This window comes from Mycetocola sp. TRD_SC_2, from assembly GCF_055361225.1.
Genome location: NZ_CM143954.1, coordinates 1,915,766 through 1,934,372, shown reverse-complemented (window position 1 = coordinate 1,934,372; position 18,607 = coordinate 1,915,766). Strand labels below are relative to the sequence as shown.

At 64.8% G+C, this 18,607-nt stretch carries 18 protein-coding genes; 14 read left to right on the top strand and 4 right to left on the bottom strand.

Features of this window, described 5'->3' with window-relative positions:
• Positions 1–103: 103 nt before the first annotated feature.
• From ACWA1Q_RS09280 to ACWA1Q_RS09265, 4 genes are all read left to right on the top strand, one after another.
• Positions 104–1,489, top strand: coding sequence for a glucose-6-phosphate dehydrogenase (locus ACWA1Q_RS09280; protein WP_463756856.1), 1,386 nt, complete (start codon positions 104–106; stop codon positions 1,487–1,489).
• An 86-nt stretch (positions 1,490–1,575) separates the two neighbouring features.
• Entirely contained in the window at positions 1,576–2,832 is a 1,257-nt protein-coding gene (locus ACWA1Q_RS09275) for a cytidylyltransferase domain-containing protein (protein ID WP_463756854.1), read from the top strand.
• Positions 2,747–3,619, top strand: coding sequence for an N-acetylneuraminate synthase family protein (locus tag ACWA1Q_RS09270; protein WP_463756853.1), 873 nt, complete (start codon positions 2,747–2,749; stop codon positions 3,617–3,619). Before ACWA1Q_RS09275 ends, ACWA1Q_RS09270 begins: the two co-directional genes overlap by 86 nt.
• Complete coding sequence (locus tag ACWA1Q_RS09265; protein WP_463756851.1) at positions 3,620–4,909, top strand: DUF6716 putative glycosyltransferase; 1,290 nt, start codon at positions 3,620–3,622, stop codon at positions 4,907–4,909.
• Here ACWA1Q_RS09265 and ACWA1Q_RS09260 read toward each other — a convergent pair.
• Together ACWA1Q_RS09260 and ACWA1Q_RS09255 are read right to left on the bottom strand one after the other, a co-directional pair.
• Positions 4,868–5,416, bottom strand: coding sequence for a hypothetical protein (locus ACWA1Q_RS09260; protein ID WP_463756850.1), 549 nt, complete (start codon positions 5,414–5,416; stop codon positions 4,868–4,870). The genes ACWA1Q_RS09265 and ACWA1Q_RS09260 overlap by 42 nt on opposite strands.
• Before the next feature lie 111 nt (positions 5,417–5,527).
• Positions 5,528–5,719: a hypothetical protein gene (locus ACWA1Q_RS09255; protein WP_121673094.1), complete on the bottom strand. Its 192-nt coding sequence runs from the start codon at positions 5,717–5,719 to the stop codon at positions 5,528–5,530.
• 153 nt (positions 5,720–5,872) lie between these two features.
• Here ACWA1Q_RS09255 and otsA point away from each other — a divergent pair, with 153 nt between their 5' ends.
• Genes otsA through ilvC form a run of 6 tightly spaced genes read left to right on the top strand, consistent with a single transcriptional unit; the run spans position 5,873 to position 13,341 of the window.
• Positions 5,873–7,378 carry an alpha,alpha-trehalose-phosphate synthase (UDP-forming) gene (otsA, locus tag ACWA1Q_RS09250; protein ID WP_463756848.1) on the top strand — a complete coding sequence of 502 codons (1,506 nt, stop codon included), beginning with the start codon at positions 5,873–5,875 and terminating at the stop codon, positions 7,376–7,378.
• The gene (gene otsB / locus ACWA1Q_RS09245; RefSeq protein WP_463756847.1) at positions 7,375–8,157 is read left to right on the top strand and encodes a trehalose-phosphatase; all 783 of its coding nucleotides are present in this window, start codon (positions 7,375–7,377) and stop codon (positions 8,155–8,157) included. Before otsA ends, otsB begins: the two co-directional genes overlap by 4 nt.
• Before the next feature lie 35 nt (positions 8,158–8,192).
• On the top strand, positions 8,193–9,887 hold the full coding sequence (ilvD, locus tag ACWA1Q_RS09240; protein WP_121673091.1) for a dihydroxy-acid dehydratase: 1,695 nt from the start codon (positions 8,193–8,195) through the stop codon (positions 9,885–9,887).
• 48 nt (positions 9,888–9,935) lie between these two features.
• Entirely contained in the window at positions 9,936–11,744 is a 1,809-nt protein-coding gene (locus tag ACWA1Q_RS09235) for an acetolactate synthase large subunit (RefSeq protein WP_463756846.1), read from the top strand.
• 2 nt (positions 11,745–11,746) lie between these two features.
• Positions 11,747–12,256: an acetolactate synthase small subunit gene (gene ilvN, locus ACWA1Q_RS09230; protein WP_121673089.1), complete on the top strand. Its 510-nt coding sequence runs from the start codon at positions 11,747–11,749 to the stop codon at positions 12,254–12,256.
• A gap of 56 nt (positions 12,257–12,312) precedes the next feature.
• Positions 12,313–13,341 (top strand): ketol-acid reductoisomerase, encoded by a 1,029-nt coding sequence (ilvC, locus tag ACWA1Q_RS09225; protein ID WP_121673088.1) that lies wholly within the window; start codon positions 12,313–12,315, stop codon positions 13,339–13,341.
• 138 nt (positions 13,342–13,479) lie between these two features.
• Here ilvC and ACWA1Q_RS09220 read toward each other — a convergent pair whose 3' ends face one another.
• The gene (locus ACWA1Q_RS09220; protein WP_463756844.1) at positions 13,480–14,778 is read right to left on the bottom strand and encodes an alpha-L-fucosidase; all 1,299 of its coding nucleotides are present in this window, start codon (positions 14,776–14,778) and stop codon (positions 13,480–13,482) included.
• Between the two features lie 171 nt (positions 14,779–14,949).
• Between ACWA1Q_RS09220 and ACWA1Q_RS09215 the strand changes: the two genes are divergently transcribed.
• The 4 genes from ACWA1Q_RS09215 (at position 14,950) to serA (ending at position 18,228) form a co-directional block, all read left to right on the top strand.
• Complete coding sequence (locus ACWA1Q_RS09215) at positions 14,950–15,717, top strand: copper homeostasis protein CutC (protein WP_463756843.1); 768 nt, start codon at positions 14,950–14,952, stop codon at positions 15,715–15,717.
• 5 nt (positions 15,718–15,722) lie between these two features.
• Positions 15,723–16,193, top strand: a complete 471-nt coding sequence (locus tag ACWA1Q_RS09210; protein ID WP_463756842.1) for a hypothetical protein — start codon at positions 15,723–15,725, stop codon at positions 16,191–16,193.
• A complete protein-coding gene (locus tag ACWA1Q_RS09205) occupies positions 16,193–16,546 on the top strand; it encodes a hypothetical protein (protein WP_463756840.1) in 354 nt (117 codons plus the stop codon). The genes ACWA1Q_RS09210 and ACWA1Q_RS09205 overlap by 1 nt, the downstream gene beginning before the upstream one ends.
• 89 nt (positions 16,547–16,635) lie before the next feature.
• Positions 16,636–18,228, top strand: coding sequence for a phosphoglycerate dehydrogenase (gene serA / locus ACWA1Q_RS09200; protein ID WP_463756838.1), 1,593 nt, complete (start codon positions 16,636–16,638; stop codon positions 18,226–18,228).
• Between the two features lie 64 nt (positions 18,229–18,292).
• Here serA and ACWA1Q_RS09195 read toward each other — a convergent pair whose 3' ends face one another.
• Positions 18,293–18,541, bottom strand: coding sequence for a DUF6458 family protein (locus ACWA1Q_RS09195; protein WP_463756837.1), 249 nt, complete (start codon positions 18,539–18,541; stop codon positions 18,293–18,295).
• Between the last annotated feature and the right edge of the window lie 66 nt (positions 18,542–18,607).

Genomic DNA, 18,607 nt, shown 5'->3' with positions numbered 1-18,607 from the left:
CGGCACACCGGCCCCTACGACGCACAGTCCCTGATTTCGGCGCTCGAGTCAACCGCCGGGCGCCGTTCCGGGAACTGAGGCAGCCCTGGCGTAGTGTCGGAGCATGACGCGGCCTACGACGACCCTGTTCCTGCTCGGCGGCGGGGGCGACCTCTCCGCGAGGCTCCTTCTCCCGGCACTCGGCCAGCTCCTCACCAGCCAGAGCGAGCGACGGGTGCGGCTCGTGGGAGTCGGGGTGGACGAATTGACGGATGCCGCGTGGCGCGCGATCGTGACGACCTCGTTCGCGACGGTGGAGGCGGCGGGTCCTGCCATCGATGCGCTGCTGAAGAGCACGACCTTCCGTCGCGCCGACGTCACCGACACAGCGGCTCTCGCCGAACTCCTGAGCGATACCGAGGGGACAGCTGCACTGTACTTCGCCCTTCCTCCCGCTGTCACCGTGCAAGCGTGCGCAGCATTGGAGGGGGTCGACCTGCCCGAAGGAACGGTTCTCGCCCTCGAGAAGCCGTTCGGGACTGACAGCGACAGTGCGGCAGCTCTCAACGAGCAGCTCGCTCGGCTCGTGCCGGAGAATCGCGTCCACCGCGTCGACCACTTCCTCGGCCGGTCGACCGTCTTCAACCTCCTCGGCTTCCGTTTCGCCAACCGGATCTTTGAACCACTCTGGAACTCCGAGCACATTGAACGCGTCGATATCGTCTACGACGAGCAACTTGGCCTCGAGGGTCGTGCCGGTTACTACGACAAGGCCGGTGCGCTCGTCGACATGATCCAGAGCCACCTGTTGCAGGTGCTCGCGGTGTTCGCCATGGAACCGCCGGCGACCCTCGACGCCGCAGATCTTCGCGATGCCAAGGGCCTCGTGCTGCGTGCGACCCGTGCGTGGGCGGGCGACCCGGTCGCGTCGAGTTCCCGGGCAAGGTACACCGCGGGAAGCGTCGACGACCGACCCTATCCGTCGTATGTCGACGAAGAGGGAGTCCACCCGGAGCGCGCCACAGAGACTCTTGCCGAGGTCACGCTTGAAGTGGATAACTGGCGCTGGGCCGGCGTGCCGTTCACGCTTCGCTCGGGCAAGGCACTCGCTGCACGCCGCCGTGAGATCGTCGTGCGCTTCAAGCCCGCGAACCATGTGCCCATCGGCTTCGACGGGAAGACGAGCCCGACGGTGCTTCGGCTGTTCCTCGCCCCCGACAAGATGTCGCTGTCGATCAACATCAACGGTCCGGCCGACCCACACAATCTCGAGCGCACGACCTTCGAGGCAGACTTTGGTCCGGGTCAGTTCAACGCTTATGGCGAAGTCCTCGAGGGCATCCTCGACGACGACCCAGCGCTGTCGGTCCGTGGTGACACCGCTGAGCAGAGCTGGCGGATCGTTGAACCCGTGCTCGCGGCCTGGCGCGCGAACGATGTCGCTCTCGATGAGTACCCCGTTGGTTCGACTGGACCCGACGGCTGGCAGCCGATCGGTGCCGTGCAGTAGCCGCAACTCCGAGCTGTCATCGCCCGTTCACCGGGCTGTTCCCGCATGGCCACCCGCGCGGGCAGAAGCGTTCCTAGCCTGAGGGAATGACCGAGACTCCGCTTACGCAGGTCCTCGCGGTGATCCCCGCACGCGGTGGATCCCGCGGTGTGCCCGGCAAGAATCTCCGGCGAGTAGGTGGAGTTCCCCTCGTCGCCCGTGCCGTCCTCTCGGCGCGGGAGTCCCGCCTCATCGACGCAGTCCTCGTCTCAACGGATTCTCCCGAAATCGCAACTGTCGCTCGCGACCATGGCGCCGATGTGATCGAGCGGCCCGCCGACCTCGCGAGCGATGTGGCATCGAGCGAGAGTGCCCTGCTGCACGTGCTGGAGGAGCTCGAAGCCGACGGAATGCTCCCTGACCTCCTCGTCTTTCTTCAGGCGACATCCCCATTCATCCGCGCGGATGATCTCGACGATGCGATTGAGCGGGTGGCGTCCGGCGAGTCCGACGTGATCTTCGCCGCCGTCGAAACCCACGCCTTCCTCTGGAGCGACAGTGCGACCGGCGCCGTGGCTGTGAATCACGATGCGGCTGCGCGGCCGCGGCGGCAGGATCGGGAGCCGCAGTACCGAGAAACAGGCGCGTTCTACGTGATGCGGGTCGACGGATTCCTCAAGGCGCGCCACCGGTTTTTCGGTCGCATCGGCCTGGCGCTCGTCGACCCGGCGAAAGCTATCGACATCGACACCGAAGAGGACATCGCCGTCGCGAATCGGGTACCGGCCGAACCAGCGACGCTCCGTGTCGACGTGGACGCCGTCGTCACTGATTTCGATGGTGTCCATACCGACAACCGGGTGCTCGTTGCCCAGGATGGCTCCGAGTCTGTGGTGACGCATCGGGGCGACGGGATGGGCATTGCCCACCTGCGGGCTGCAGGGATCCCGGTGCTCATCCTCTCGACCGAAGAGAACCCCGTGGTCGCTGCGAGGGCGCGGAAGCTTCGGGTGGATGTTCGTCAGGGAGTCCAGGACAAAGCGTCGGCTTTGCGCGACTGGGCCGCCGACGCCGGGATCCCGCTCGCGCGGATCGCCTACCTCGGCAACGACGTCAACGACTCGGGATGCCTCGACATCGTCGGCTGGCCCGTGGTCGTCGCTGACGCCCACCCTGACGTGGCTGCATCCGCTCGCGTCATCCTCACCGCGAGCGGTGGTCACGGCGCCGTGCGTGAACTCACCGATCTTATTCTTCGTACCCGAAAGGACATCAGTCATGACGCTCACCATCGGATCCAACCCCATCGGCCCAGGGCAGCCCGTTTACGTGATCGCGGAGATCGGACTCAATCACAACGGTGACGTCGCGCTGGCGAAGGAGCTCATCGATGTTGCCGCAGACGCTGGTGCCCAGGCCGTCAAGTTCCAGAAGCGAACCCCGGCGATCTCCACTCCCGAGCACATGAAGGAGGTGCTGCGGAGTACGCCATGGGGAGAGATGACGTATCTCGATTACCGGTACCGCGTCGAGTTCGACCGCGAGCAGTACATCGAGATCGGTGACCACGCCACAATTCGCGGGCTCGATTGGTTCGCGTCCCCCTGGGACGAACCGAGTGTGGACTTTCTCGAGGATCTCAGCGTCTCTGCTTACAAGGTGGCGTCGGCATCCGTCACGGACGACGCTTTGCTCTCCCGGATCGCTGCGACCGGCAAGCCCGTACTTCTTTCAACGGGCATGTCGACTCTCGAGCAGATCGACCGTGCCGTTTCACTGCTCGACCCGACTCTGCTGGCCATCCTTCATGCCACGTCGACATATCCGCTACCGCCCGAAGAAGCGAACCTGCGCATGATTCCCGCCCTGGCCGAGCGTTTCGCCGGGATCCCCGTCGGATACTCGGGCCATGAACGTGGTCTCCAGATCTCTGTCGCAGCGGTCGCACTCGGGGCGTGTGTTGTGGAGCGCCACATCACCCTCGACCGGGCCATGTGGGGATCCGACCACGCCGCCTCACTGGAACCGCACGGATTCGCCACACTCGTCCGTGACATCCGCATTCTCGAGGAGGCGCTCGGCGACGGAGTGAAACGCGTCTTCCCAGGAGAACTCGCCCCCCTCGCGAAGCTGAGACGGGTTCTCGCGTAAATGGTGAAAAGGATCGTCGGGATCGCCGACTCCGACTCGTTCGTCAAGTGGGGTGCTTCACTCCTCGACTCCTTTCCTGAGGATTGGCACGTCTCTCTCGTTGTCGTCGCCAGCGCATTGACCGCGAGTCCGCGGCAGGTCGACGACGCGGTCGCGAGAACCCGCTTCAGCCGACAGGGGGTTCGGTTCCTGACCGTGCACGACATTCTGGCTGATGAAGCGATCTCGCGAGCGGATGCCGTCGTCGTCGCCTGTCGGGGACCGGTCGCGGAGGTCCTGCTCGACGCGATCGGTCGCTGGGACAACCGCCCCGCCCTCGTCAGCGGGCTGCCGGGCATCTCCATACCGGCGAAATGGAAGGGCATTTTCTACCGGGCACAGGCAGACCTTTTCGTGCTGCACAGCTCGCGTGAGGTCCGCGCGTACCGTCGGCTCGCCGCTGAACAGAACACCGACGTCGAATTCGTGCTGGCAACGCTGCCGTTCGCGCGCGTGCCGGCGCATCCGGGGCAAACGGAGAGGCGGCGCGACACGATCGTCTTTGCCGGACAGGCGATCGTTCCCCGCGAACACGCGGAGCGCCAGTTCGTTGTCGACAGGCTGTGCGAGGTCGCGATCGCGAACCCTCACCTGCGGGTCGTGCTCAAGGTCCGGGCACTGCCAGGGGAGGAGCAGACCCACTCCGAGTTGTATCCGCTGCCGGACCTTCTGCCCGCTGTCCCACCGGTGAATCTTCTCGTGGAAGCCGGACCGATGGGTGAACACCTCGACCGCGCGGTCGGATTCGCCACCATCAGTTCGACCGCCGTGCTCGAAGCGGTGGCCCGCGGCATCCCGAGCATTCTCTTCGATGACTTCGGTGTCGCCCCGCCGCTCATCAATGAGGTCTTCGCCGACAGCGGCTTGCTGGCTCCGTCGAGCGATCTTGTTGAGCTCCGATTCCCGGAAGTCAACTCGGGCTGGCTCGCAGAGAATTACGCCCACCCCGCGTCTCACAACACGTTGCAGCCAAGGCTGGTAGCCCTGCTCGACGAGCGCGACACCATGCCGCTTCGGGTTCCGCGCCCGGCGAGGAGGAGCAGAGGGGGAGCGTTGAGACGCGCATGGGATCGGCGGAACGCGCTTGGCCGACACGACAGGTCAGCCCTCGGGTTGGTCGCTCTCATTATCGGATGGCCGATTTATGCCCTGAGGAGGATGCGACGTGAGCGCCTGGTCGCTGCGACCCTGGCAGCCGGGCCGGTCGGCTCAGGAGACCCGGGTTCCGTTCCAGCGCCTCTTCGACGCTGAGCGGGATGGCGTGACCATCTCCTGATCTACGTGTGAAGGATCATGACGCTGTGGATCTGCCCAGACGGCGACGGTGTTTAGCTCGAACATGACGTGCTCGGAAGCCGAGGTTTCTGTCGAGGTCGCGACCTCGGATGGAACAATCCATGCTTCCGGGTCGACGTCGACAGCGGTCCCTGATGCGGTCGCCGCGACGGTTTGCACGGTGATTGTCGGCACGATGTCAGGTGTTTCGTTTTCATCGGTGCGTGCGGCGACGGGCGCTCGAACGATCGCTGACGTGATCTGCCGTGCGAGCGAGAAGGCAGCCATCTCGTGGAAGAAATTGTCGGTGTCTGCGTCACTCCGGCGCACGAGAGTCCAATCGCCCGTTGCGCCCATGTGAGCGTCGAGCTTTGCCCGTACCTTCTCAAAGAGCTGCTCCTCGGAGAGCTCGACTCCTGGAACCGGTACCGGTGCCGGTGGGGCAACGATGACCGGTGCGCGGTGACGGCGGCGACCAAACATGTCCGGAGCTCCCTGCTACTGGTGACGTGGCTCCAGTGTGGCGCACTGCCCCAGACACGGGGGCGTTGACACGCCGACTCGCGCAGGATGGCGCGGCAAACGGGCGTTGGTTCAGCGGGGGAGCTTCTTCTTTTGTTCGGCCTGCTCGGATGCCTGCGCGACGGCGTTCGCGACGGTGACGAGCCAGCCGATCCAGAGCAGGGCGAGTCGCCAGTCGCGGGGCGCGGCCTTGCTGGTCCGGATGAGAGTGAAAGCACCGGCGATGGCACTGATGACCGTGAAATTCAGAACGTACTTGCGCATGTGGGTGCACCTTTCGAGGAATCGACGCTATCGGCAAAGGGTGTCCGAGTTACTGCGGGCTCCTGCTTACCACAATCGCCAGGCCCCGGTAAGGCGTGGAAGCTGGCTGATAGCCTGTGAGCGCCGATCAACCGTGGCCGAGGGAGCTCAACCGTGACGACATCCAGCGCTGGCGAAAAGTACGATTTCGTCGTTGTCGCCAACCGCCTTCCCGTTGACAGCGTCACCCGGCCCGACGGATCGACCGGCTGGCGGATGTCTCCTGGCGGTCTCGTCGCTGCCCTTGAGCCCCTCATGAAAGCGTCCGATGGGGCCTGGATCGGGTGGCCTGGCGCCCCCGACGTCGAGGTGGATCCGTTCGAACACGAGGGCATCCGCATGGTGCCGATTGCGCTGAACGAACAGGAAATCGAGTTCTACTACGAGGGATTCTCGAACGACACCCTGTGGCCGCTCTATCATGACGTCATTGCGCAGCCGAGCTACCACCGCGAATGGTGGGAGGCCTATGTAGACGTAAACCGTCGATTCGCCGAAGCTGCTGCGCGAGTGGCAGACCACGGCGCGACGGTCTGGGTCCACGATTATCAGCTGCAGCTCGTGCCCGGGATGCTTCGCGAATCCCGTCCCGACCTCACCATCGGATTCTTCAATCACATCCCGTTCCCCGCGTACGGCATCTTCTCGCAGCTGCCGTGGAGGCAGCAGATCATCTCCGGCCTTCTCGGCGCAGACGTCATCGGCTTCCAGCGTGTCGCGGACGCCGGTAACTTCACACGCGCCGTGCGGCGGCTGTTCGGGTACGAGACGAAGGGAACTCGCGTCTGGGTTCCCGTCGGTGACTCCTCCGACGCGACCACCGGTGACCGGTCTCACGTGCGTGGCGCACCAGTTCGCCGGGTGATCGCCCGCGCGTTCCCCATCTCCATCGATGCGACGAGCTACGTCGAGCTCGCCAGGGACCCCGCAGTGCAGGCCCGGGCGAAGCAAATCCGAGAAGAGCTGGGCAACCCCAAGACCATCATGCTCGGGGTGGACCGGCTCGACTACACCAAGGGAATCGGTCACCGGCTCAAAGCGTTCGGCGAACTTCTCGCCGAGCAGCGTGTTCGGGTCGAGGACGTCACTCTCGTTCAAGTTGCGAGCCCCAGCCGCGAGCGCGTTGCCAGGTACATGCAGTTGCGCGACGAGATCGAACTGACCGTCGGCCGGGTCAACGGCGATTACGGATCGATCGGGCACACAGCGATCAGCTATCTTCACCAGGGGTATCCCCGTGAGGAGATGGTCGCCCTTTACCTGGCCGCAGACGTCATGCTCGTCACCGCCCTTCGCGACGGAATGAACCTCGTGGCGAAGGAATACGTGGCCACCCGGGCGGATCTGGGCGGCGTACTCATTCTCAGCGAGTTCACCGGGGCGTCCGATGACCTGCGCCAGGCGCTTCTCATCAACCCGCACGACATCGAGGGCGTCAAGGATGCCATCGTGCAGGCAATCGAGATGTCTGAACCTGAAAAGCGCCGACGAATGCGAGCTCTCCGCAAGCGGGTCCTCGAGAACGACGTCGTGAAGTGGTCGCGGGTGTTCCTCGAGGAGCTGGCGAACGCGACCACGTCGCATCCGGTGTCGCACGAGCACCCGGACGGCCGCAAGTGAGCGCTCTCGACAGTGCCCTCGACGCGGCGCTCGCGCAGCTCGCCGAGGTGGAACACCTGCTTGTCGCGCTGGACTTCGATGGCACCCTCGCGCCGTTCGTTGACCGTCCCGAAGACGCACGCGCCCTTCCTGAGGCCCGGCTCGCGGTTGACCGGCTGCTCGAGGTGTCGCACACCACGGTTGCGTACGTCTCCGGTCGTGCCGTCGACAGCCTCCAGCTCGCGACCGACGCTCAGCCGGGAGTGCTGCTGGTCGGCTCGCACGGCGCCGAGTACCGGTTCGACGGGGTCGACGCTCACCCTCCGCTGGACGCCGAAGACAGCGAACGTGTGACCGCCCTCGCCCAGGCGTTCGCCGGGTTCCCCGACGCCCACCCCGGCGCGAAGATCGAACGCAAACCAGCCGGGTTCGCCGTTCACACCCGTGGCCTCGATGCTGACGCGGTGTTTCTCGCCGAGGATGACGCCCGCCGGATCGTTGCGGACGTCGCCCCGGATGCCACGGTGCGTGACGGCAAGGACGTCCTCGAGTTCTCGGTCCTCACCGCGACAAAGGGCGATGGGATCGTGCACCTGCGGGACTACACCGGTGCAACCGCGGTGCTCTACGCCGGTGACGATGTGACCGACGAGGACGCGTTTGCCGTACTCGGCGACGGCGACCTCCCGCTCAAGAGCGGCGACGGCCCGACGATCGCGCTGTACCGGGTCAGGGGTCCGGAAGAGGTGGCCCAGGTGCTCGATCGCCTCGCAACGTTGCGGGCGGCAACCGGTCGATGAAAACCGGAGCATGCTCGAGGTTCTAGACTCGATACATGTCAGAGATCGACCTGAAGCCTCGCAGTAGAGCAGTCACCGACGGAATCGAAGCCACGACCTCGCGCGGAATGCTCCGCGCCGTCGGAATGGGCGACGAGGACTGGGACAAGCCCCAGATCGGTATCGCGTCGAGCTGGAACGAGATCACTCCATGCAACCTGTCGCTGGACAGGCTCGCGCAGGGCGCCAAGGAAGGCGTCCACTCCGGCGGGGGATATCCGCTGCAGTTCGGAACGATCTCCGTCTCTGACGGAATCTCAATGGGTCACGAGGGAATGCACTTCTCGCTCGTCTCCCGCGAGGTCATCGCCGACTCCGTCGAGACCGTCGTCATGGCGGAGCGTCTCGACGGCACCGTACTCCTCGCCGGATGCGACAAGTCGCTGCCAGGCATGCTCATGGCGGCCGCCCGGCTCGACCTCGCAAGCGTGTTCCTCTACGCCGGATCGATCGCCCCCGGCTGGGTCAAGCTCAGCGACGGCACCGAGAAGGATGTCACGATCATCGACTCGTTCGAGGCTGTCGGCGCCTGCAAGGCCGGCACCATGAGCGAAGAAGACCTCAAGCGCATCGAGTGCGCGATCGCACCGGGTGAGGGTGCGTGCGGCGGAATGTACACGGCCAACACCATGGCATCCGTCGCCGAAGCGCTGGGCATGAGCCTTCCCGGTTCTGCAGCGCCACCATCGGCCGACCGTCGCCGCGACTACTTCGCCCACCGCTCAGGTGAGGCCGTCGTCAACATGCTGCGCCTCGGAATCACCGCCCGTGACATCCTCACGAAGAAGGCGTTCGAGAACGCGATCGCCGTCGCCATGGCTTTCGGCGGATCGACCAACGTCGTTCTGCACCTGCTCGCGATCGCTCGCGAAGCGGAGGTCGACCTGACCCTCGAGGACTTCAACCGGATCGGTGACAAGGTTCCGCACATCGGTGACCTCAAGCCTTTCGGCAAGTACGTCATGAACGACGTCGACCGTCACGGCGGAGTTCCCGTCGTCATGAAGGCCCTCCTCGACGCCGGACTGATCCACGGAGACTGCCTGACCGTGACGGGGAAGACCGTCGCCGAGAACCTCGCCGACCTCAACCCGATGCCGCTCGACGGCGAGGTCATCCGCACCCTCGACAACCCGATCCACGCAACCGGCGGGATCACCGTGCTGCACGGAACGTTCGCCCCCGAGGGCGCCGTCGTGAAGACCGCCGGTTTCGACGCCGACATCTTCGAAGGCCCCGCTCGCGTCTTCGAACGTGAACGCGCTGCCATGGATGCCCTCACTGAGGGAGCCATCTCGGCCGGCGACGTCATCGTCATCCGCTACGAGGGTCCGAAGGGTGGCCCAGGCATGCGTGAGATGCTCGCCATCACCGCCGCCATCAAGGGCGCTGGCCTCGGAAAAGATGTACTACTATTGACGGACGGTCGATTCTCAGGCGGCACAACCGGCCTCTGCATCGGCCACATAGCACCCGAAGCCGTGGACGCAGGTCCCATCGCCTTCGTGCGCGATGGTGATCTGATACGGGTCGATATCGCAGCTCGGTCGCTCGACCTACTTGTCGACGAAGAAGAGTTGGCCGCCCGCCGCCAAGGCTGGGCACCGCTTCCCCCGCGCTACACCCGTGGAGTTCTCGCAAAATACGCCAAGCTCGTGCACTCCGCCGCGGAGGGCGCGATCACGGGGTAGTTCTGCGCCCAACATTCAGATCCAACCATCGATTAGGGAATCCATACGATGCCTGCGGAACCACGCACCGCCATATCGCCCGCCGATCTCAAGGCCGCCCAGCCCGGCCCGGACAACATCTCCGGAGCCGAAGCAGTCGTCCGAACGCTGGAGCTTCTCGGTATTACCGACGTCTTCGGTCTGCCCGGCGGCGCAATCCTGCCCGTCTACGACCCGCTCATGGATACCTCGAAGATCCGTCACATCCTCGTACGCCACGAACAGGGCGCCGGCCACGCAGCCGAGGGCTACGCGGCATCCACCGGAAAGGTCGGGGTCGCCATCGCGACTTCCGGTCCCGGTGCGACCAACCTCGTAACCGCGATCATGGACGCGCACATGGACTCCGTTCCGCTCCTCGCCATCACCGGCCAGGTGTTCTCGAACCTGATGGGAACGGATGCCTTCCAGGAGGCAGACATCGTCGGAATCACGATGCCGATCACGAAGCACTCGTTCCTCGTGACGGATGCCAATGACATCCCGTCGACGATCGCCGCCGCCTACCACATCGCCTCGACAGGGCGACCGGGTCCGGTACTCGTGGACATCACCAAGGACGCGCAGCAGCAGGAAGCACCTTTCATCTGGCCACCCAAGATTGACCTGCCCGGATACCGTCCGGTGACGAAGGCGCACGGCAAGCAGATCCAGGCCGCCGCGCAGTTGCTCGTCGACGCGAAGAAGCCGGTTCTCTACGTCGGTGGCGGCGTCATCCGCGCCCACGCCTCGGAGGAACTGCTCGCACTCGCCGAGCTCATCGGAGCGCCGGTCGTGACCACGCTCATGGCGCGCGGGGCATTTCCCGACTCGCACGAGCAGCACCTCGGAATGCCCGGGATGCACGGAACGGTTCCCGCGGTGCTCGCGCTGCAGGAGTCTGACCTCATCGTGTCCCTCGGCGCGCGGTTCGACGACCGCGTGACGGGTAAGACCGCTTTATTCGCCCCGAATGCCAAGATTGTGCATGTCGACGTCGACCCCGCGGAGATCTCGAAGATCCGCACGGCAGACGTTCCCATCGTCGGCGATGCCAAGGACGTCATCGCCGACCTCACCGTCGCGCTGGGCTCAGCCCTCGCCACCACCACGCCGGACACCGAAGCCTGGTGGACGTACCTGAACGGTCTCCGCGAGGAGTTCCCGCTGGGTTACACCGAGCCGACCGACGGTCTGCTCGCCCCCCAGTTCGTCATCAAGCGCATCGGCGAACTGACCGGACCGGAGGGCGTCTATGCCTCCGGCGTCGGCCAGCACCAGATGTGGGCGGCCCAGTTCATCAAGTACGAACGCCCGAACTCCTGGCTCAACTCCGGGGGAGCTGGAACAATGGGTTACGCCGTTCCTGCCGCGATGGGTGCGAAGGTTGCCGAACCGGACCGCGTGGTCTGGGCGATCGACGGTGACGGATGCTTCCAGATGACGAATCAGGAACTGGCGACGTGCGCGATCAACAAGATCCCGATCAAGGTCGCCGTGATCAACAACTCGTCTCTCGGTATGGTTCGCCAGTGGCAGACGCTGTTCTACGACGGCCGCTACTCGAACACCGACCTCAACACAGGGCACGACACCGTCCGGATTCCGGACTTCCTCAAGCTCGCTGAAGCGTACGGATGCCTCGGCATCCGCGTGACGACGGCCGACGAGGTCGACGCGGCCATTCAACTGGCACTCGAAACCAACGATCGCCCCGTCGTCATCGACTTCGTCGTAAGCGCTGACGCGATGGTGTGGCCGATGGTGCCGCAGGGAGTCAGCAACAGTTACGTCCAGTACGCGCGGGACCACAGCCCGTCGTTCGATGAGGAGGCCTGAGAATGAGCAGACATGTTTTGAGCCTGCTTGTCGAGAACAAGCCCGGCCTTCTGACCCGCGTTGCCGGCCTGTTCGCGCGCCGTGGCTTCAACATCGAATCCCTCGCCGTCGGCACGAGCGAAGTGCCCGGCCTCAGCCGGATCACCGTGGTCGTGACGGTGGAGGGGCTTCCCCTCGAGCAGATCACGAAGCAGCTGAACAAGCTCGTCAACGTGATCAAGATCGTCGAACTCGATCTGGATCAGTCTGTGCAGCGCGAACACCTGCTCATCAAGGTGCGCGTCGACAACACCACCCGGTCGCAAGTGCTCGAGGCTGTCAACCTGTTCCGCGCCCGGGTCGTCGACGTGGCAACGGATGCCGTCGTGATCGAGGTCACGGGGGATTCAGGAAAGACCAACGCGCTTCTCAAGGTGCTCGAGCCGTACGGCATCAAGGAGATGGCGCAGTCCGGCCTCCTCGCCATCGGCCGCGGCTCCAAGTCCATTAGCGAACGCGTTTTCAAGAACTAGCAGCGCCGGCTTCAACCGGGGCCGCCCACCAACCTCAACAACAAGGAGAAACAACATTGTCTGAGATTTTCTACGACGCAGATGCCGACATCTCGATCATCCAGGGTAAGAAAGTGGCCGTCGTCGGCTACGGCTCGCAGGGCCACGCCCACGCGCTGAACCTTCGGGACTCCGGCGTCGAGGTTGTCATCGGTCTCAAGGAAGGCTCCAACTCCATCGCCAAGGCCGAGGAGCAGGGCTTCACTGTCAAGACCGTCGCCGAGGCAGCAGCCTGGGCTGACGTCATCGTCATCCTCGCACCCGACCAGTTCCAGCGCACCATCTACGCAGAGTCGATCAAGGACCAGCTCTCCGAGGGCAAGGCGCTCGTCTTCGGCCACGGCTTCAACATCCGTTTCGGCTACATCGAAGCACCCGAGGGCGTCGACGTTCTCATGGTCGCTCCGAAGGGACCTGGCCACACCGTTCGCCGCGAGTACGAGGCCGGGCGTGGAGTGCCCGTCATCGTCGCTGTCGAGAAGGATGCCACCGGCAACGCCTGGCCGCTCACCCTCAGCTACGCGAAGGCCATCGGCGGCCTCCGCGCAGGCGGAATCAAGACCACGTTCACCGAAGAGACCGAGACCGACCTGTTCGGTGAGCAGGCTGTCCTCTGCGGTGGCGCTTCGCAGCTCGTCCAGTACGGCTTCGAGGTTCTGACCGAGGCCGGTTACCAGCCGCAGGTTGCCTACTTCGAGGTTCTCCACGAGCTCAAGCTCATCGTCGACCTTATGTGGGAGGGCGGCATCGCCAAGCAGCGCTGGAGCGTCTCCGACACCGCTGAGTACGGCGACTACGTCTCCGGCCCCCGCGTCATCGACCCGTCGGTCAAGGAAAACATGAAGGCCGTTCTCGCTGACATCCAGTCCGGCGCGTTTGCCAAGCGGTTCATCGACGACCAGGACGCCGGAGCACCCGAGTTCCTCGAACTGCGCGCCAAGGGCGAGGCTCACCCGATCGAGGAGACCGGCCGCGAACTGCGCAAGCTCTTCGCCTGGAACGCCTCGAACGACGACGACTACACCGACGGTTCAGTCGCGCGCTAGTCTCCCGCGCCATCACACGAACGGCTCCCGCCTCAGGCGGGAGCCGTTCGTCGTTCGGTCTGAGGCGAGATCGCAGTTGCGTACCCAAAGTCCCGCGTGTCGGCGTTTTTGAGTACGAAACTGCGATCTCGCGAGGGTTCAGCTCTCGGTGAGAAAGATCTCGATCACCGGGAGCGGGGTGTTCGGTTCACGCACAGGGAGGTGCAGGGTGACGGTGTCCGCACCGAGCCCCTTCGGCTGCGTGTGCTGGTTCGGCTGATCATGCTCGGGCAGGTGCACCTGGAACGGCACCTCGGAGCCGTCAGCGAGAAGCTGAGCGTATCGGACCCGGCCGCCGAGGCCGGGCAGGTGCAGATGCACGAACGGCCACGAGAAGATGTGCACGTACAGGCGGTTGCCGTTCTGCGTGTAACGAACGTCTGTCGGCGCTTCGAACTCACTGGGACCAGCACCATAGATGGAGCGCGAGTGGAGGTGGAACCAGGCGGCGAGTTCCGACATCCGCTCCCTTGTCCTCGCGTCGATGGATCCTCGAGCGTCAGGCCCGATGTTGAGCAGCATGTTGCCGTTCTTCGACACCGTATCGACGAGCATCTTGAGGAGAAGCTCGCTCGACTTGTCGTTGAGATTGTCTCTGTCGTACCCCCAGCTGCCGTTGATCGTCTGACACGCCTCCCACCGCACCGGACTCCCCGCGTCGTCGGTGGGCGTGACTACCGGCTGGTACTGCTCAGGAGTGGAGACATCTCCACCGAGCTCGAGTCGGTCGTTCACGATGCAGCCAGGCTGGAGTTCGCGGATCATCGTGAGGATCTCTTCTGAGCCCCAGTCTGCGGCACCCTTGCCCGGTAGCTCACCGACTCCCTGCGAATAGCTGAAGTCGAAGAAGAGATAGTCCACCTGGCCGTATCCGGTCAGAAGTTCCTTCACCTGACCGTGAAGGTACCGCCGGTACTCATCCATGTTCCGCTCCGGATTGCGGGCGATCGCCTCCGCATCGTTCCGTAGCGGGTGGACACCGTCGATGGTGAACTCCGGGTGACGCCAGTCGATGAGCGAATGGTAGAAACCGATACGGAGACCTTCAGCCCGGAATGCATCCACGAACTCCCGGACGAGGTCCCGTCCGGCTCGCGTCTTGACCGCGGTGTAGTCCGTCAGTTGCGAGTCCCAGAGGCAGAAGCCGTCGTGGTGCTTCGTCGTGAGAACCGCGTAGGTGAATCCGGCCTCGCGCGCCTCGCGGGCCCAGGTCTTCGCGTCGAACAAGTCGGGATCGAAATGCTCGCTGTAGATCGCATAGCGGTCCGCGGGTATCTCCTCGCGGTTCTGGACCCACTCATGGCGGGCGGGAAGGGCGTACACGCCCCAGTGGACGAACAGGCCGAATCGGCCGTGGTCGAACCAGGAAAAATCGGTGGACACTGGGGTAGTGCTCATTTGGTGCTTTCCATGCGTTTCGTGAGGAGCAAAGGCTCAGGCCGGATTCGCAGTGCGTCGACCGCTATCTCCGTCGCGGGAGCTTTATCGTCGGATCCTACCGGTTCCGTATTGACGCCGCTGAAGTATGCTTCGCTCCTGCGCCCTCGAAATCATGCCAGTATGACGGCCATGGTGAACAGACCGCCCACGGATTCGAGGACCGCACCTCTCGAGGTCGAAATTGCTATCCAGAGTGCGGACGGTGCCCGGGTCGCCCGGACGAATGGTGCCACCAGGCTCGAACTCTGTACAGCTCTGTCGCTCGGCGGGCTCACTCCCTCGATCGGGACGGTCGAGGCTGTGGTCGCTGGGGGCTCTGGGGACGTCCACGTGCTGGTCCGTTCCCGGCCAGGCGACTTCGTCTACGGGTCCGATGACATCGACGTCATGGTGCGGGATATCCAGGCGATGATCTCGGCGGGAGCGGCCGGCGTCGTCGTCGGAGCGCTCACCCCCGCCGGGGCGCCGGACCAGGTGGCGCTCCGGGAATTCGTGGCGGCAGCGGGCGTCGGAACCGTGACCTTCCACCGGGCGATCGACATCTGCAACGACAGCGTGGCGGCGATTGATACTCTTGTCGACCTCGGGGTCCACCGAGTCCTGACGTCAGGGCGCGCAGAATCGAGCGTCGACGGTATCGCGGTTCTCCGGCAGATGGTGGACGCATCGGCTAGCCGTCTGGAGGTCATGGCAGGTGGGGGAGTGACCCCGGATTCCGTTGCGATGCTCGCCGAGACAGGAATCGACGCCGTTCACCTGTCCGCGCGGGTTCCCGGTCCGGCTTCCTTCGGCAGCGGCCCCGGAGGTGGAGACGACAGCTACGACGTGACGGATGCCGCGATTGTCGAGGCCACCGTGAGAGCGGCATCCGGGCTGATCCGATCGCGGGTACGCTGACAGGCATGAGTTCGGATTCCCCAGATGATGACGCACTGACCTGGGCGGGCGACACCGAACCGGCCGACCAGGCGACGCGTCCGGCTGGGCCGGCCCCATCATCGGAGCCCGCCGTCTCCAGCGGGTGGAAAGTCGTCGGCAAGCCGGGACGTGTCGCAATGTCCCCCCAGGATCAGCGCGCGGTGCAGATGAGTTCCGTCGCCCTCGTGACCCACGGTGTCATCGCCGGCGTCTATCTCCTGTACACGATCGGCTGGCTCATCGCCGCCCAGCGAGCCTCCGGCGCCCCCTCCGACATCGTCGGTTCCGTGATGTTCACCGTCGGGCTCTGGCTCGCGGTGCTCGCGCCCGCCCTGTGGACGGCCGCCACCTCCTGGCTGACGCGCGGCGCAGCATCCCTCCGCGGCCGAATGATCGCGCTCCTCGTCGGAGCGCTTGTTCTTGCACCGTGGCCGTTCATCGTGGGAGCCAGTTGATGACAACCGAAACCCCCGCGGAACCCCGCACCCAGACTCCGGCCTGGCTGGGGGTCACCCTCGCCGTGCTTTTCGGGCTGTTCTACGCCTATGACGTGTGGGAAGCCGTCGGCAACCTCGTCGGCGTAAGTGTCGTGGCATCCGGTCTCGGAACGAGCATCACCGTTGTCGGCTGGGTCGTCCTGATACTGGGGGTCCTCCTGCCTCTCGGCGTCTTCGGCCTCGCCTACTGGATGGGCAGACGCCGCAGCCCGCTCGCCCAGGTTCTTCTCTACCTCGCGGGACTCGGGACGGTCGCCGCGATCTCCCTCAGCCTCCTCGCGGTCTTCGGCCTGGGAACCGTCCTGACGTAACACGCCACGTACGTCCAGTAAAGTTGGAGCACGTGCGTCCCGACGACTGCGACGCCCGGCCTCCCCGTTGCCAGCAAAGGATGTCCCCTGTGTCAAAACCGGTCGTACTGATCGCCGAAGAACTCTCACCAGCAACCGTGGATGCCCTTGGCCCCGACTTCGACATCCGCCAGGTGGACGGGACCGATCGACCGGCTCTCCTCGCCTCGCTCGCTGATGCCCACGCGATCCTCGTTCGCTCCGCAACGCAGGTCGACGCCGAAGCACTGGCCTCGGCCCCGCAGCTGAAGGTCATCGCTCGCGCCGGTGTCGGGCTCGACAACGTCGACATCAAGGCAGCGACTGCCGCCGGCGTGATGGTCGTGAACGCGCCGACCTCCAACATCATTTCCGCTGCCGAGCTGACCGTCGGTCACATCCTGAGCCTGGCCCGCCACATTCCGCAGGCGCACAACGCGCTCGCCCAGGGGCAGTGGAAGCGCTCGAAGTACACCGGTACCGAGCTGTACGAGAAGACCATCGGCATCATCGGCCTCGGCCGCATCGGCGCCCTCATCACCGCTCGCCTGCAGGCGTTCGGAACGACCATCGTCGCCTACGACCCCTACGTCACCAGCGCACGGGCTCAGCAGCTGGGCGTTCAGCTCGTGACCCTCGACGAACTTCTCGAGCGATCGGACTTCGTCACCATCCACATGCCGAAGACCCCAGAGACCACGGGCATGATCAGCACCGAGCAGTTCGCCTTCATGAAGCCGACGGCGTACATCGTCAACGTCGCCCGCGGTGGCCTCATCGACGAGGACGCTCTGCACGACGCTCTTGTCTCCGGCACGATCGCCGGTGCCGGGCTCGATGTCTTCGTCTCCGAGCCACCGACCAACGAGGCGCTCCTTGGCCTCCCCAACATCATCGTCACCCCTCACCTCGGCGCCTCGACGGATGAAGCGCAGGAGAAGGCCGGCGTCTCCGTTGCCCGTTCGGTACGACTCGCCCTTGGCGGCGAACTGGTGCCAGACGCGGTCAACGTCGCAGGCGGCGTCATTGATCCCTACGTGCGCCCCGGCATCCCCCTTGTCGAGAAGCTCGGCCAGGTCTTCGCCTCGCTCGCGCACTCGCCGCTCACGAGCGTCGACGTCGAGGTCCACGGTGAACTCAGCGACTACGACGTCAGCGTGCTCAAGCTCGCGGCGCTCAAGGGCATCTTCACGAACATCGTCAGCGAGACGGTTTCGTACGTCAACGCTCCGCTCCTTGCCGAGCAGCGTGGCATCGTCGTCCGCCTTCTGACGGATGCCGAGAGCGAGGAATACCGGAACATCATCACCTTGCGCGGTGCGCTGAGCGACGGGTCGCAGATCTCGGTCTCGGGAACGCTCACCGGAACCAAGCAGATCGAGAAGCTCGTCGAGATCAACGGCTACGACGTCGAGGTGCCGATCGCACAGCACCACATCGTCATGCTTTACACCGACCGCCCCGGAATCGTCGCTGTCTACGGCCGCCGGTTCGGCGAGGCCGGCATCAACATCGCCGGCATGCAGGTTGCCCGCCGGGCAGCCGGTGGACAGGCACTGAGCGTGCTCACCGTCGATTCACCGGTCCCTGACGCCATCCTCGACGCCGTGCGTTCCGACATCGACGCGACCGTGCTGCGCGCCATCGAGGTCACCGAGCAGTAGAACTTGCAGACACAAGAAGGGCCACCGCGGTTGCGGTGGCCCTTCTGTCGTTCGTGTAGCGGGTTTACAGTCGCTCGTCGCGCTCCGCCGTGTTGACGCGCGCTCCGGTCGCGGGGTCGATGCCGCTCCTCGTCGTGGTGACGGAGCTGCGCTTGCGCGCGAGCAGAGCGATACCGATGATGACCACGACGACGCCGGCACCCATGAGGATGTAACCGACCAGGTCGAGGTCGATCCAGTCGACGGTGATGTTCAACGCGAACGTCAGGACGGCCCCGATCGCAAACAGGAAAATTCCCAATCCAATACTCATGGTGATAGCTCCCTTTCCGGTGCTGATGGAATCACCCTAGGGCCGGATAGCACCGCAAGGCTAGGG